The organism is Daejeonella rubra, assembly GCF_900103545.1.
Lineage (GTDB): Bacteria > Bacteroidota > Bacteroidia > Sphingobacteriales > Sphingobacteriaceae > Daejeonella > Daejeonella rubra.
The window spans coordinates 1-15,283 of record NZ_FNHH01000007.1; the positions used below are offsets into that span (position 1 = coordinate 1).

14 protein-coding genes are annotated in these 15,283 nt (G+C 38.6%); 5 read left to right on the forward strand and 9 right to left on the reverse strand.

All coding sequences use genetic code 11. From position 1 onward, the window contains the following. Positions 1–208: 208 nt before the first annotated feature. The 3 genes from BLR27_RS18790 to pepT form a co-directional block, all read right to left on the reverse strand. Positions 209–3,079 (reverse strand): outer membrane beta-barrel protein, encoded by a 2,871-nt coding sequence (locus BLR27_RS18790; RefSeq protein WP_176767625.1) that lies wholly within the window; start codon positions 3,077–3,079, stop codon positions 209–211. 74 nt (positions 3,080–3,153) lie between these two features. After that, entirely contained in the window at positions 3,154–4,038 is an 885-nt protein-coding gene (locus tag BLR27_RS06555; RefSeq protein WP_090702341.1) for a hypothetical protein, read from the reverse strand. Positions 4,039–4,180: 142 nt separating this feature from the next. Beyond that, complete coding sequence (gene pepT / locus BLR27_RS06560; protein ID WP_090702346.1) at positions 4,181–5,434, reverse strand: peptidase T; 1,254 nt, start codon at positions 5,432–5,434, stop codon at positions 4,181–4,183. A 112-nt stretch (positions 5,435–5,546) separates the two neighbouring features. On the opposite strand from pepT, the gene BLR27_RS06565 reads away from it, so the two are divergent. The 5 genes from BLR27_RS06565 (at position 5,547) to BLR27_RS06585 (ending at position 9,572) form a co-directional block, all read left to right on the forward strand. Next, positions 5,547–5,885 (forward strand): MmcQ/YjbR family DNA-binding protein, encoded by a 339-nt coding sequence (locus tag BLR27_RS06565; RefSeq protein ID WP_090702351.1) that lies wholly within the window; start codon positions 5,547–5,549, stop codon positions 5,883–5,885. Between the two features lie 9 nt (positions 5,886–5,894). Next, a complete protein-coding gene (locus BLR27_RS06570) occupies positions 5,895–6,149 on the forward strand; it encodes a 4a-hydroxytetrahydrobiopterin dehydratase (RefSeq protein WP_090702355.1) in 255 nt (84 codons plus the stop codon). Between the two features lie 70 nt (positions 6,150–6,219). Next, on the forward strand, positions 6,220–7,911 hold the full coding sequence (locus tag BLR27_RS06575) for a M14 family metallopeptidase (RefSeq protein WP_245704460.1): 1,692 nt from the start codon (positions 6,220–6,222) through the stop codon (positions 7,909–7,911). Beyond that, complete coding sequence (locus BLR27_RS06580) at positions 7,912–8,544, forward strand: rhomboid family intramembrane serine protease (protein WP_090702362.1); 633 nt, start codon at positions 7,912–7,914, stop codon at positions 8,542–8,544. It begins immediately after the preceding gene. Beyond that, entirely contained in the window at positions 8,544–9,572 is a 1,029-nt protein-coding gene (locus BLR27_RS06585; RefSeq protein ID WP_090702365.1) for an MBL fold metallo-hydrolase, read from the forward strand. The genes BLR27_RS06580 and BLR27_RS06585 overlap by 1 nt, the downstream gene beginning before the upstream one ends. Positions 9,573–9,588: 16 nt before the next feature. Here BLR27_RS06585 and BLR27_RS06590 read toward each other — a convergent pair whose 3' ends face one another. From BLR27_RS06590 to BLR27_RS06615, 6 genes are all read right to left on the reverse strand, one after another. After that, entirely contained in the window at positions 9,589–10,578 is a 990-nt protein-coding gene (locus tag BLR27_RS06590; protein ID WP_090702368.1) for a hypothetical protein, read from the reverse strand. A gap of 29 nt (positions 10,579–10,607) precedes the next feature. Further along, a complete protein-coding gene (locus BLR27_RS06595) occupies positions 10,608–11,288 on the reverse strand; it encodes a hypothetical protein (RefSeq protein ID WP_143007712.1) in 681 nt (226 codons plus the stop codon). A 44-nt stretch (positions 11,289–11,332) separates the two neighbouring features. Continuing rightward, complete coding sequence (locus BLR27_RS06600) at positions 11,333–12,004, reverse strand: hypothetical protein (protein ID WP_090702375.1); 672 nt, start codon at positions 12,002–12,004, stop codon at positions 11,333–11,335. Positions 12,005–12,160: 156 nt separating this feature from the next. Next, positions 12,161–12,916 (reverse strand): DUF2490 domain-containing protein, encoded by a 756-nt coding sequence (locus BLR27_RS06605; RefSeq protein ID WP_090702378.1) that lies wholly within the window; start codon positions 12,914–12,916, stop codon positions 12,161–12,163. 124 nt (positions 12,917–13,040) lie between these two features. Then, entirely contained in the window at positions 13,041–13,691 is a 651-nt protein-coding gene (locus BLR27_RS06610) for a carbonic anhydrase family protein (protein WP_090702382.1), read from the reverse strand. A 4-nt stretch (positions 13,692–13,695) separates the two neighbouring features. Continuing rightward, positions 13,696–15,252, reverse strand: coding sequence for a SulP family inorganic anion transporter (locus BLR27_RS06615; RefSeq protein WP_090702385.1), 1,557 nt, complete (start codon positions 15,250–15,252; stop codon positions 13,696–13,698). Between the last annotated feature and the right edge of the window lie 31 nt (positions 15,253–15,283).

Sequence of the window (15,283 nt, forward strand, 5' to 3'; positions counted from 1 at the left end):
GTAAATGAGCTACTTAAAAATATAGACTACAAAGATGTCAAAGAACTAAATTGTAACCAACTGTCACTCAGCTTGTTTTAAGTGGACAGTAATGAATTCTAATATAGAAAATATCCTCTGGAATCAAATTCATTGGACGCTAAAGAAATGGAAACAAAAAAGCCGCTTCCTTTTCAGGAGCGGCTATAATATTAGAAAATGTTTAGGATTAGTTGAAAACTACATTGCCACCCGGCCCACCGGTACTTCCCGGCCCGCCACCTGATCGGTTAAACATTCCAGGACCCATTTGCTGCTGTTGAGGCTGCTTTCCACTGAATTTTTGAATTCTCATGGTAAAACTTAACATGACATATCTGGATAAACGATTGCTCTGACTATCAGTGATTACGTTACCTGTTACGGAACGGGAAACGCTGGTGTTTTCATCCAGAAGGTCAAAACCTTGTAAACGTAGAGTAGCGCGTTTATCTTTAAAGAATTGTTTTTCAAGATAGGTATTGATAATAAAAGGGTTAACAGCTAATGAACTGCTGTATCCATTATTAAATGATTTGCTAAAATCAGAACCTATAAGCCATGTTTTAAGGAAGTATACCTTGCTGCTAAAGTTCAGTGAGTAGGTAGATACCTTGGTGTTATTGTTGGTAATGGCATCATTTGAATTACTGTTAAAACTATATCTTAAACCCGGATTTAATTCAAAATTCTTATTTGGATTGATCTGCATATTCAAACCCTGCGAGAATATCCAGTTTTTACCTGTGTTCTTTACATTGTCTGTGAAGGAGATATTATTGATATAGTTTGCAGATCCATTGAAAGAGAACACATATTTTTTCTCCTGAAATGGTTTAGAGTAATTATAGAATGCATTGGTAGTAAAATAACCATCTGTATTTAAATAGCGTGATTCCTGAACCAGTCCTATTGCCGGATCCATTTTACGGACAATGTTTGAAACGATCTTATTCTCCGTAAAATTACCTGTTAAGTTGAAGAATAATACGTCTCCGGAGGCAAAATTGAAGTTATTGTATCTGAAGTTCAGGATATGTGAAAATTCAGCACCCAGGTTTGGATTACCATAAACAGGGTATTGCGGATTAGAGATATCTGGTGTTGGTTGCAACTGAATATAGGTAGGTTCATTGGCTCTGCCGAAATAATTTGCATTAATTGCTCTGGTACGGGAGAAATTATAAGAATATCGTGCTGAAGGAATAAGATTAAATCCAGTATTCCGGTTCGGTGTAGTGACACCCATCACAACCGAGCTTCCTTCCAAAACGTTTGGCTGAGCACTTAGTCCGAAGGAATAATTATATTTTTTTTGATTTACCCTGTAATTAACACCAAAACGATTGGTGCTGAAAGAGTAATCAAAGTCATTACTTAAGGTAGTATTGAATGTGGATGCTCCGGCAGGAGTTATATCAAAAGTTTCTCTTTCATTTTTATAATTTGTAGTGCTATGATTATAATTGAATTCCAGATTTGTTGTAGCACTTAAGGGCTCATTATAAGACAGATTGGCATTGATATTAGAGTTTCTGTTATTGTCATATAATTCCTGATTCCTGTAAACGGCCGTGTTTCCTCCATTCACAATATAATTGATGTACTGAGTCAACTGATCATCTTCCTGTTTGGTCTTTGCATTATTTGCTGAAACGAATAAGGAAATATTCCGGCCTCTCTTTTGAAGCCGATGATTGAATAAGATGTTTGCGCCAAAATTAGGATTTTTAGAAACGGTATTGTTCAGAGTGGTACCATCTGAGCTCAAACGGCCATTGTCAGATTGAATATAGCTGGAGTTACCAACATCTGTAGATCCGCCATAGCTGAATGAGGGACTGAATTTAATAAAATTCATACTGTCCGGTTTGTATTCAAGATTCCAGTTAAAACGGTGATTGTCATTGATCAGATTTTTTATTGACGATTGATCAGTAGATATCAGCGAGTTTTGAAAATTATTTTGCTGAAGTTGATTGCTCAAAACATCATTATCACGATTTGAATAGCTGTAATTACCGTATGAACTTATTTTTTTGCCATAGTCCTTGCGATAGTTCAGGCCTATTGATCCAACTGCTGTAAGTCCGTCGCTGCTGCCTCCGATACCCTGGATGCCACCACCTCCGCCACCCATGAAGCGCATACCGCCGCCACCACCGCCGCCAGCAGTTTGAACACGGGCACCGCCACCACCGCCACCAAATCCACCACCGCCACCAAAATTAAATACGGAGCTATTGGTATTGTTCAGATTACCGATAAATGAAAATTGTTCAGTGTTATTATAAGTATTGGCAGTTAATGAACCCTGGTATCTGTCTTTATTTCCTCCTCCAAGTGTTCCTCTTGCAAAATATCCTTTGTTCTTATCAGCCCTGATAGTAAAATTCAGAATTTTCTCAGGATCTCCGTTTCTGATTCCTGTCAGGTTTGCCTGATCACCATAATCATCAATGATCTGCGCTGATTCAAGGATATCTGCAGGAAGCTGCTGAGTAGCAGTCCTGACATCTCCACCAAAGAAGTCTTTACCGTTAATTCTAACTCGTGTAACAGCCTTTCCCTGTGCAGTTACATTACCGTTTTGATCAACCTCAACTCCGGGTAACTTCTTCAAAAGATCTTCTGCAAGTGCATTTTCTCTCAGGGGATAGTCAGATGCTCTGTAAACGATAGTATCTTCCTTTATGGTAACAGAAGGAGTACCAGATATAACTACCTCGCCCAGCATTCTGTTTTCGGCCTTTAAGGTAATTGGATCAAGTACCAAAGGAGTTTCAGCATCCTTGTATAAGAAACGCTTATTTAAAGCCTGATATCCAAGGCTTGAAACAGTGATTAGAAATGTCGATGATTTAACGCCTTTAAAAGAGAATTTACCATCTATGTCAGTTCGTGTAAAAATGGTATCCTTTCCGGCAATAAATTTTACCGTAGCTGCTATCACGCTGGTTCCGGTTGAATCTTTGACCACCCCGCTTACATCACGGCTTGTTTGTGCCATAGCACCGTAACTGATAAAAAAACCGATAATTAAGGGTAATATTCTTTTCATATTTGTTTGTATTTGTTTCATAATTGGGTTTAATTCCGCCAGGTTAATTTAAATCACCGGACAGGTCATTTTCATTATCGTTTTACAGCCAGCACACTCTTTATAAAAAACTCAGGAGTAGTTATGGTTTTACTGTATGAATAATTTCTTCTTGGCATTCCGCCATACATTCCATTATAGTTTCGGCCGTACCTGCCATTATATCTTCCTCCATAAGCTCCACCGTACATATCTTCATAATCATTCATATCCCTTTGCTGAGTAGCTGCAGGTCCCTGAAATCCATTAATCCTTATTCTGTATGTTATTAGTTCAGTGCTGCCTGGTTCAATTCCCAGTAATCGGAGTGGAATGGCAATCTCCTGAATCATATTATTTTTTTCATCAAATGCAGTTGCAGCCTTTATACCATAGGTATTATAAAGAGATATTCCTCCGTCAACCAGTTCCTTGAACCCTTCTACTTTGATCTCTTTGATCTTCGAAATTATTCGCCTTTGTATTTCCTTAGGCTCCGGCTGTTCAGTTTCATTCAATTTTTTACCAGGTGTCCGGTCAAGAATCGGGAACGTTACAGTAGGAGGCACTTTCTTACTGTTCTCATAATTTGCAGAGAAGCTTATTCCCCTTGCAAGTATTTTAGTTAAACCCTCTTGTGAACTATTTTTAATAGCGAGGTAGATATTTTCATTGTCATTGGATAGACTATAGTACAACTTGGTTTCTTCATTATATAAGTCAAGGCTATCTTTCCAATCATTTATAAATCCATCAACCAGAACAGGTTTTTCTGCCCATCGTGTGTTGATCAGCTCTGCCTTTTTCTGTGACCAGACCTGAACAGGAATGGTTAGAAAAGCAATAATTAAGAGAATAAAAAAGCTATTGATTTTAAGCATCATACTTGGTTTAGACTGCATCAGCAGTGAAGGTTTAACGACTCTTCGTAATGATTTCATTACAATTGAAATTGTATAAAATAGAACAGGAAAATTGAAATTTTTGGCAATTGGTTTTCAGCAAAAGATGCAAATATACCTTAGTATATACTCTTTTTTGTTAAACTCAGGTAAGATTAACGTTAGAATGGAATAAAATTGATCAACTTTTCTCCTCCCAGATCGAAGCAAGGTTAACAATTGTTTGTACAGCCTTTTGCATATCCTGAACAGATACCCATTCCTGCCTGCTATGGAAGGCATGTTCTCCGGCAAAGATATTCGGGCAGGGCAATCCCATGAACGAAAGTCTTGAACCATCTGTTCCACCTCTTATTCTTTGAAGTTTAGCTTTTAATCCTGCCCGCTCAATGGCCTCTATTCCTAACTGAGTTAAGTTCGGGTATCGGTCAAGTACCGATTTCATATTCCGGTATTGCTCTTCCACAATAAATTCATAGGTGGAATTGGGATAAGCTTTCAGTACCTGTTGAACGGTTTGCTCAAGGATCTGCTCATGGCTTTTCAGAGATTCTGTATTAAAATCACGGATAATAAACTCAATTTCAGCTTCTTCAACACTTCCGCTTATTGAAACTGGGTGTATAAATCCATCAAGATCTGATGTGCTTTCGGGAGAAAGGGTTTCTTTTGGCAATTGAGATACAATTGCTGAAGCGATCTTGATGGCACTTTCCATTTTGTTTTTTGCAAAGCCCGGGTGGGCACTAATTCCATGAATGACCACTTTTACACCATCGGCCGAAAAGGTCTCATTTTCAATCGTTCCGGCGCTCTCACCATCAATGGTATAAGCAAAATCAGCACCCAGTTTTTTAATATCAACATGATCTACCCCACGCCCAATCTCTTCATCAGGAGTGAAAAGGATCTTTATTGTTCCATGTTTTATCTCCGGATGATTGATCAGAAAATTAGCTGCATCCATTATTTCAGCTAAGCCTGCCTTGTTATCAGCCCCCAGCAATGTAGATCCGCTGGCTGTGATCAGGTCATGGCCTATCTGATCTTTCAGGTCGGGATGATCCTTCATTGAGATGATCTGTGTTTGATCGTCTGGTAAAACAATATCCTGTCCCTGATAATTTTTATGAACGATCGCTTTTACATTTTCACCGGAACAATCGGGGGAAGTATCCATATGCGAGCAAAAACATATGACAGGTACTTCCTTGTCAGTGTTTCCGGGAATTGTAGCATATACATATCCAAAATCATCCAGGTGAGCATCCGATAAGCCTATTTCAAGAAGTTCGGAAACGAGCAATCTGCCCAGGTTTTTCTGCTTTTCTGTGGATGGGCAGCTTTCTGAGCCGGGATCAGACTGCGTATCAATTGCCGTATACCTTAAAAAACGATCTGTAACAGTATTACTTATATTTTCGGGAGCGCTCATTTTTATCTAGCTTTAGGTCAGTTCATGCAAAATTAAGTAAAACATACTGCATGACTGAACTTTAGCCAAATCCGACCAATATTCTTCTGATCGGTTGAATTATTATTGTCAAATGAACATTGAAAGTTTAAGAGATTACTGCCTTTCAAAGGAAAAAGCAGAGGAAAGCTTTCCTTTCGGTGAGGATACCCTCGTCTTTAAGGTTATGAATAAAATCTTTTTGCTATGCGGATTAGAGCATCCTGATCGTTTTAATGTGAAGTGTGATCCTGAAAGGGCAATTTTACTCCGTGAAGAATTTGAAGAGGTACAACCCGGATGGCATATGAACAAAACTCATTGGAATACTGTATTTATGAACGGAAGGTTAAGTGATTCTCAGCTAAAGGAAATGATCGATCATTCTTATGATCTCATAATAAGCAGTTTACCAAAAAATAAACGATTTTAAAATTTAATTATGAATTGGAAAGAAATTAAGAATACGGAAAGCGGTGATGAATATATTCAAAGGGAATTGGTCTTTAAGGATTTTATTTCTACCTGGGCGTTTATGAACAAAGTGGCACTTTTAGCCGAAAAGCTTGGTCATCATCCTGATTGGTCCAATTCATATAACAAGCTAACTATCAGGTTAAGTTCCCATGATGCCGGCAATAAAATCACAGAAAAGGATAGGAATTTCGCTGATCTTATCGATAAGCTAGGGCATTGATATTATATTTGTCTCTTCAAATATGATTAAAAGGTCCTTTCTTATATTCATTTTACTAGCTTGTTTTCATATGGCAGACGCTCAGATTAGTCCCTTTGAAAAAAATAATAAGGTCACCACTACATACAAGGAGCTTATTGATTTTTATGCCCTTCTTGATCAGAAATATGATCAGATGCGGATACTGGATTACGGGCTAAGCGATATCGGGAAACCTATCAATCTGATCATACTATCCAGGGATAAAGTTTTCGATCCGGAGATTATACGAAAACAAAATAAAAGGATATTACTTATCAATAATGGCATTCATCCGGGCGAACCCGAAGGAATAGATGCAAGCATGATGATGGTTCGTGATTTGCTCGAAAAGAATTCCATTCCGGACGATCTTGTAATATGCATTATTCCTGTTTATAATATTGATGGTATGCTGAACCGCGGATTATCCCGTGTAAATCAGAACGGACCGGAGGTTTATGGTTTCAGAGGTAATTATCAGAATCTGGACCTTAACAGAGATTTTATTAAAGGGGATTCAAAAAATTCCAGAGTTTTTCAGAAGATCTTTTCCGACTGGCAGCCGGAGGTATTTATTGACAACCATACCAGCAATGGCGCTGATTATCAGTATGTAATAACTCTGATTCCAACTCAAAAGGATAAATTAAACCCAATATTGTCCAGCTATCTGACTGGCAAAATGCTTCCTGCGCTTTACAAAAAAATGAAGGGATCAGGTTTTGAAATGACTCCCTATGTCAATAGCATTTTGGAAACACCTGATTCCGGCATTACGGGTTTTTTGGAGTCGCCCAGATATTCAACCGGCTTTGCTGCCTTGCATAATACCATTGGTTTTATGCCCGAAACGCATATGCTAAAACCTTATGATCAACGGGTTAAGAGTACTTACCTCTTTATGGAACATGTTATTTCAACAGTTCAACAGGATGCGGATCTAATTGGAAAGAACAAGCGGAAAGCTGATGCAGCGGTAAAAGACCAGAAATCTTTTCCTTTGAATTGGTCTTTGGATGAAAATACCTTTTCGATGTTTTCATTTAAGGGTTACGAGGCAAAACATAAAACTAGTGATGTGAGTGGATTGCCACGTTTGTACTACGATCGAAATGCGCCTTTTGAAAAAGACATTAAAGTTTTTGATAATTATGTGCCTTCCTTATTTGTAAACAAATCTTTGGCCTATATCATACCGCAGTCATGGCAAAAGGTGATCGACCTTTTCGAATTGAATGGTATTCAAATGCGCCGTTTGAAGTCGGATACGACTGTAGATGCAGAAATGTATTATATCGAAGATTATAAAACAGTTTCCGGGCCATATGAAGGGCATTATTTACATTCACAGGTCAAACTTAGAGCTGAAAACCAGGAGGTAAAATTTTTTGAAGGTGATTATATTGTTTTTACAGATCAGGTAAAGAATCGCTATATTATTGAAACCCTCGAACCTCAGGCTACCGATTCGTTTTTTGCCTGGAATTTTTTCGATTCAGTGCTTGGTCAGAAAGAACATTTTTCTGATTATGTATTTGAAGACGATGCTGCACTATTATTAAATCAAGATGCTGAACTGGCCAAACGTTTCAAGGAAGAAAAAGGTAAGAACCCAGCATTATCCGGGAGTGCTGAATCACAACTAAACTGGGTTTACCGCAATTCAAAATATTACGAAATAACACATAGAAGATATCCTGTTGGCCGATTGATCGCGCCAATAAAATTAGATTTGAAATAAATGGAGAGTTTTATCAACGATACCCCTGTAGCTACAATCATTTTTATTTTCACCATTGTTACAAGCATTTATGCTTTTTCAAATGCTGAGGTTTATGGAAAGTTCATGCTTCATCCATATAGTGTAAGCCGTGGCCGCCGACTATATAGTATGATTACAAGTGGTTTGATCCATAAAGACTGGACCCATTTACTGGTGAATATGCTTTCCTATTATTTTTTTGCTTTTACCCTTGAAAAAACCTTTGTTTCCCTGAGCAGCTGGGGCCATGTTCAATTTGGGGTATTGTATATTGTGAGCATCATTCTGAGTGATATCACCTCGATCTTTAAGCATAAAGAAGATTTTTGGTTTAATAGCCTTGGCGCCTCCGGAGCGGTATGCGCCGTGGTATTCAGCTATATTTTATTCTATCCAATGAGTAAAATGATGATCTTCCCGATACCAATTCCCATTCCGGCTGTTATTTACGGCTTTTTGTTTTTAGGATATTGCTGGTATGCTTCTCGTAATTCAAGAGATGCTATTAACCACGATGCACACTTTTACGGAGCACTGACCGGGGTATTATTCACCATTGTATACTACCCTGATGTGGCTGGTTATTTTATCAATCAGTTAACCGGACGATAATGTTCAGAATCTTGGGCCGGAATCCCTCAGGTGAAGATCTCTTACTTTTCAACGGTTCATCAAACTACAGAAAGGGAGCTTTTCAAAATGAGAGTTTCACGGATTTAAGGTTAAAAGATGCTTCATTTTTTAAAATGATGCGTCTTTTGATTAACAAACCAAAGACAGTAAATCCGTCTTTTTCTTTACCATCTGTTAAAACTGATCTAAGATTATTGGATTCTGAAGGTCCTTTGATCATTTGGTTCGGGCACTCTTCATACCTTATCAGATATATGGGGATGACTATCCTTGTGGATCCTGTTCTAAGCGGAAGGGTTTCTCCGGTTTCATTTTTTGGCAATTCATTTCCAGGGACTGATATATATTCACCTGAAGATTTTCCAGATATTGATCTCATGATCCTCACCCATGATCATTATGACCATTTAGACTATAAAACTATTTCTGCTTTTTCAGCTAAAACCAGGCATTTCTATGTCCCATTGGGTTTAGATGCACATTTAAAGTTCTGGGGAATTGATTCAGCAAAAATTACCAGTATGGATTGGTGGCAGACTGTTACAACCGCAGGTGGATTTCAACTTACATCCACACCGGCCAGACATTTTACAGGCAGAAGTTTGAAGAGGAATCAAACACTCTGGACTTCCTTTGTCCTGAAGATGGGTGCAGTTTCCATTTTTATTGGAGGAGATTCTGGCTATGATACACATTTCAAAACGATAGGAGACAAATTCGGTCCATTTAATATCGCAATTCTTGAAAGTGGGCAGTATAACGATATGTGGCCATATATACACCTTCGGCCGGAAGAAAGTGTTAGGGCAGCAATAGAGCTTCAGGCAGATCTGCTTTTACCAGTGCACTGGGGCAAATTTGCTCTGGCATTTCACGATTGGGATGAGCCTGTAAAAAGAGTTTTAAGTGAAGCTGCAGAACAAAAATTAAGTGTGACAACTCCTATGATTGGTGAGCCAATATTTCTGGGTTCAGTTCACCCGGACAAAGAATGGTGGAGTTTATGAACCTCTACTGTATCATTCAGGATGGCAATTCCACAGATCCAGCCTCAATAAATTCCTGATCATTATCAAGAAGATAGCTTAAAGGGTTTTCAGGATCCTTCAGGATCTCAAATAGGAGGATACCCCATGGTTTCCAGAAATTTTCCAGTACCTGTGCAAAGGTTTTGTTTTGCCAGATATCGAAGAGTGGTTTATTACTCATACCCCTTAAAGGCATTGCTTCTATAAAAACAGCTTCATCTGTAGGCATTATGGTATATTCCGGCAAGCGGTTGAACAGATAATTCGAATAGAAGAACCGAGCACAGATCTCTTCAAACTGAGCTGGATGCAAAGGATTGTTGTTGATCTTTGTCAGGATGTCTTTATGATAGATGGCATTTGTACCGTTATCCTGGAGGCAGGCTATGATTCCAAAATCTTTCATGGCCAAAGAATAAGTAAGTGTATTGATCTCATCACGGTAGTTGAAAAGATCCTGTTTGGCATCAATCTTAAAAACACGAATTGACCATGGCAGATTTCCTTCAAACTCGATAGCCTGTGTCAGTGACTGAAGCATCATATGGAGGTTTCCGAACTTATGTACGAGCGACTGGGAAAATATGAACTCCTCTCCTTTGGCCTTCTGTTGAATCATTCCGATGCGGATCTCATTGAACAGGATACCATAAACCATCTTGCCGATCCATTGAAATAATTTTATTTCAGGCAGCTTTTTTACAGAATCATATCCAGATAAAAAGGCAGTTCTTATTTCTTCTTCTAATGGCTCTATAGCCTGATCATAAACTTTTCCGGAGCATGGCAGTTTCATATGACTGTAAGTCGACATGCTTTCATCAAGAAGTTTGAATGGCTTATCCTGAAGCTCATATTCCTGCATGAGCCAAAGAGGGAAGACGTGGATCTCTTCCTCAGTTGATTGAAGTTTTTCGCCGCTCAGAAAGCAGGATTGTTTACTGAAGTTTAAACGTTCGAAAGGTTTGTAAAGTTGAACCGCCATGACTGGCAAAGGTAGTAAACCCGCTTATTTTATTTCGGGACTTTAGTTTTTGAATCGTAAAATTTTCGGATTTCATCACCTAAGCGACGGGTCATTTCCCTTTTCGACAATATCAGAATATATTCATCTTCTGTAGGTTCAATTCCCATTCCTCTTGACATGCTGATCGAAGGGTCGAGTGCGCGTGGATCACCCTGTATATTATCTACATAGGTATTCACATAGTTATAGCTGGCAATAAACGTTTTTTGAAATTTTACAGGAGTTTCTGCCTTAATTAACAGGGAGGTTTTAAACCGTGCATTGGTTCGTTGCTGGATCTGAACAATGTCAACGCTTGCTGTAACAGTCTGGTAAACAGGTTTCCCATTGGAATCAGTGCCAGCTACGATATTCCGGCTAACCCTTCTTCTTGATACCCGTTCATCTTTTGGCCATAGCGTGAAATTTTCAATAGTAATATCGAGTACTACATCGGGATTTTCATCGGCATCAACCAGCACAAAATTTATGCTCTGAAACTGCTCAAGCTCATTCAGCAACTGAAAGCGGTAATAACTCAGGTTGATAAAATTTGCACTTGCGCTGCTTTCGGCCTCGATATTTATTGCAATCGGAACATCAATTTTCGGCGCTCTGGTTTTTTTTTGGGTTTTGCAGGATATGCTTACAACTAAAAGAAACATTAAAATGAAGCCAAACTTTTTCATGGTTCATGTTTTTTTATTGTTTGAGCCTCCGGATTGGGCTCATTTTATTTTGATGCAGATTCTTTTGCGTCGTAATATCGTCTGAGTTGTAAGGACAACTTTCGTGTTAATTCCTTTTTGGTAAGCAGGAACAAAATGTCACTTTCTCTTGGTTCCGGGATACCTCGTGATTCCTTAGTAATGAATTGATCGCCCTGTACGGATTCAATATATCTGTTATCATAGCTATAGCTTGTTTCGAACGTTTCCTGATAATTGTATGGAAGGCCTGCAGAATTCGTGATACTCGCTTTCATCCTTGCATCTGCCTTGCGGCGGATTCTGGCAGTGGTAACGTTTGCTCTCATAGTTTCATATACCGGGTTGCCTTTGTCATCCTGCCCAGTCCTTATATCACGGCTTTGCATACTCGTTGAAACAGTCTTGTTTCCTGGCCAGAGCTTGTATTCTTCAATATTAAGATCCAATATTAATTCAGGATTCTCATCATTCTCTGCCAGTACAAAACTTGCTTTCTGAAACTTTCTGATCTCATCGAGTAACTGCAGCCGGAAAAAATCCAGATTGACCAGATTTTGTGTGGCGTTATTCTTATCGTGAATATTTATCGCTATAGTAACACTCTTAGGCAGGGGATTGCTGTTAACAGGTTCTTTTGCTTTACAAGTAAAACCTAATGCAAACAGAATGATGAAAATTGATCTGGATTTTTTCATGATACACTAGCACAATTAAACCATTGCTGGCTATTCAGCATGTCAAATACAATTTACGAAAATCTGATGATTTTTTATTAATTATTGTATACCTGAAGAAACCTCTTTTATGTTACAGAAAGGCAGATATTGCTTCCTGTAAGGAGATTTTTTGTTTTAAAAATTTAAAATTGTGCTCACCAGAAGTCCCTTATTATTTTGAAATACATTACTTCCGTTAACTTCTCTGGATAATTGTGCAATTTGGTTAAGGTAGCCACCTTCAATACGGACTTTTGATGAGAATCGATATCCCAGAAGTATACCTAATCTATTCTGGTCGAAAACATTTTCATTTACATTTTTACCAAAGCCAATTAATACCTCATCATATACTGCTGCATAAGGGGTATTGTCGCCAATTGATTTTCCTTTCAACGGGAACTGTAAACGAAACATATATCGGAATCTATTGGAAAAGACGAACTGATCTTCTTTTTCTAATAATGCATTGGAGTATCTTCCAATCCATCTTTGTTCCAGCATGAAACGATGGCTTATTTCAAAATTTTTGATCTTATCGCTCAGATTTACCATTTGCCAGGATCTATGTTCAGTGAATTGTTTCCCCAAATTATTCAGTGGAATATCCCCATAATTATATGTTTCTGCCAAGGCATAGCCAACCCGTATACCAAGTTTAGGGTTTACCGTGTAGTTTAAGCCGGTTCGCAAAAGGTTTTGCATCGGTTCTGTGATCAGCTCATCTCGTCTCCACTGAAATTCAGAATTTAAGCTCCACTTATCATTCAATTTAATGCTGGCAGTAAATGCATACCAGCCTATTGTATTCGGGTCAGTTATTCTGGTATTTTGGGAATATGAAACCAGTCCGTTCAGAAATAGGAAGGTAACCAGGAGTAGTTTTTTCATTTAGCTGCTCTCTTTAAAAATTAGAATATTAATATTTGGTTTGACCTCCCGGATATCGGTATTACTAATCTTCATTTGATTGTGATTAAATTAATAGGGTGCATTAAAATGCACCCCTTTTTAATTAGATAGAATTATTTAGGATCAATGTGTCTTCATAAAATTCAACTTCACCAGTGCTTATATCATGAGTACCTCCAACGATTCCGATCTGTCCGCTTTCGATCATTTCTTTTAAAATAGGGCTTCTTTCCATGATCGCCTTAACAGTACGCTTGACATTGATAGTAGAAACCTTTTCAACAAAAATTGGATTTCCTGAATTTCTGTCTGCTTTAACGGTATCCTCATCGTCAACAGCAGGTCTTATTTTTGTTAAAAGTGCGGTAAGATTCCCCATTTCAACATGATCGCATGCACCTTTTACGGCACCGCATTTGGTATGGCCAAGTACAACAATGATCTTTGAACCCGCTACCTTACATCCAAATTCCATGCTGCCAAGGATGTCTTCGTTCAGAATATTTCCGGCAATGCGGATACTGAATACATCGCCCAAACCCTGATCGAAGATTAGCTCTGCTGAAGTTCTGGAATCGATACAGCTCAGGATAACAGCAAAAGGATGCTGTCCATCTGAGGTTTCGTTAGCTTGCTGTAAAAGGTTGCGGTTTATTTTTAGATTACTCACAAAGCGCTTGTTGCCATCCTTTAAAAGTTCAAGTGCTGTGGATGGAGAGATCGCTTCCTGTAATTCTTTCGTTAGTGTTTTCATATTCTTAATTCTTTATTGGTTCTATAAAATTGATGGTTTCTACTTTAATATTTTTCGTTTTGGCATTAGTCCGGTAATTGACAATCAATTCAACTACATCATGTGCAATTGATTTAGACTTGGTACAATCTATTATCACTTTTGAATCAGCGGGGATCTCATCCAATACCTTTAATACACTAGCTTTATTGAAGAAGGAAACTTCTTCGGCAAGCTCCAGGTGAAAGGTCTTTTGACCATCTTCTGTAGTTGTATTCGTTTGTAAATGGTGTGAATTTCTGTAACTGTGACGAAGTGTATAGAAAATTCCGAACAGTAAACCGATAGTGATTCCTTTAAGGAGGTCAGTCAATAATATGGCTACCACAGTTGCTACAAATGGGATGAATTGTTCCCAGCCTAATTTATACATCTGTTTAAACAGTTCTGGTTTAGCCAGTTTATAACCTACCATGATCAATATGGCTGCAAGACTTGCAAGTGGGATCATATTCAATAAACCTGCAATGGTGATGGCACTGATCAGTAGAAATATTCCGTGGAGGATAGCAGACATTTTTGTTTTTCCACCAAAGGAAATGTTTGCTGAACTGCGGACAATTACCTGAGTAATCGGCAGACCACCAATCAATCCTGAAATGATATTTCCTAATCCTTGTGCCTTCAATTCTCTGTTTGTCGGAGTTACTCTTTTGAAAGGGTCTATTTTATCCGTTGCTTCAACGCAAAGCAGGGTTTCCAGACTTGCTACTATGGCCATCACAATGGCAATCTTATATATTTCCGGGTTTGTTAACTGGGTAAAATCAGGGAAAGTGAACTGAGTTAAGAACTGCGAAAAATTTTCTGCAACTGGTAGTTGTACCACCTGGTCATTCGCAAGGGTAAAGTTCAATATTCCATTTTGAAACAGATAATTCATTACTATACCCAAAATAACCACAACTATTGGACCCTGAATCAATTGGAAGATCTTATGTTTTTTTGTGAGCACAGTGTCCCACAATATTAAAAGTGCGATGGATATAGAAGCGATCAGTAATGCTCCCGGCGTGATCCATTCAAATGCTTTGGCTAATGCTGAAAAGGTGTTCTCTCCATCTGCCTGAAAAAATGAATCGTCACCTTCAGCGTCTTTATCATATCCCAAAGCATGTGGAATCTGCTTTAATACAATAAGAAGCCCTATACCTGTGAGCATTCCTTTTATTACTGATGAAGGAAAGAAATAGGCGATAAATCCTGCCCTGGCAAATCCCATTGCCAGTTGGATGATACCGGCTATAACCACCGCCAGCAAAAATGCCGGCCATGAACCAAGTGTGGCAATTGAAGTTAGTACAATTACTGCAAGTCCGGCTGCCGGTCCGCTAACTCCAAGTGCTGATCCGCTGGCCATTCCAACAATGATTCCGCCAACGATTCCTGCAATTATCCCCGAAAAAAGCGGTGCTCCCGATGCAAGGGCAATACCCAGACATAGTGGAACAGCCACGAAAAACACGACAATACTCGCTGGGAGGTCGCTTTTTAGTTCCTTAAACATGTTTTTTGGTTCCATTTTCTAATTTTTTATAAAACAAAGATAGTAT

Bases quoted from the DNA above. Each gene is read 5' to 3' on its own strand.
- pepT (WP_090702346.1), bottom strand. From the start codon at position 5,434: ATGAGCGCTCCCGAAAATATAAGTAATACTGTTACAGATCGTTTTTTA.
- BLR27_RS06605 (WP_090702378.1), bottom strand. From the start codon at position 12,916: ATGAAAAAACTACTCCTGGTTACCTTCCTATTTCTGAACGGACTGGTT.
- BLR27_RS06590 (WP_090702368.1), bottom strand. From the start codon at position 10,578: ATGGCGGTTCAACTTTACAAACCTTTCGAACGTTTAAACTTCAGTAAA.
- BLR27_RS06595 (WP_143007712.1), bottom strand. From the start codon at position 11,288: ATGAAAAAGTTTGGCTTCATTTTAATGTTTCTTTTAGTTGTAAGCATA.
- BLR27_RS06575 (WP_245704460.1), top strand. From the start codon at position 6,220: ATGGCAGACGCTCAGATTAGTCCCTTTGAAAAAAATAATAAGGTCACC.
- BLR27_RS06580 (WP_090702362.1), top strand. From the start codon at position 7,912: ATGGAGAGTTTTATCAACGATACCCCTGTAGCTACAATCATTTTTATT.
- BLR27_RS06585 (WP_090702365.1), top strand. From the start codon at position 8,544: ATGTTCAGAATCTTGGGCCGGAATCCCTCAGGTGAAGATCTCTTACTT.
- BLR27_RS18790 (WP_176767625.1), bottom strand. From the start codon at position 3,079: ATGAAAAGAATATTACCCTTAATTATCGGTTTTTTTATCAGTTACGGT.
- BLR27_RS06615 (WP_090702385.1), bottom strand. From the start codon at position 15,252: ATGGAACCAAAAAACATGTTTAAGGAACTAAAAAGCGACCTCCCAGCG.
- BLR27_RS06610 (WP_090702382.1), bottom strand. From the start codon at position 13,691: ATGAAAACACTAACGAAAGAATTACAGGAAGCGATCTCTCCATCCACA.
- BLR27_RS06600 (WP_090702375.1), bottom strand. From the start codon at position 12,004: ATGAAAAAATCCAGATCAATTTTCATCATTCTGTTTGCATTAGGTTTT.
- BLR27_RS06570 (WP_090702355.1), top strand. From the start codon at position 5,895: ATGAATTGGAAAGAAATTAAGAATACGGAAAGCGGTGATGAATATATT.
- BLR27_RS06555 (WP_090702341.1), bottom strand. From the start codon at position 4,038: ATGAAATCATTACGAAGAGTCGTTAAACCTTCACTGCTGATGCAGTCT.
- BLR27_RS06565 (WP_090702351.1), top strand. From the start codon at position 5,547: ATGAACATTGAAAGTTTAAGAGATTACTGCCTTTCAAAGGAAAAAGCA.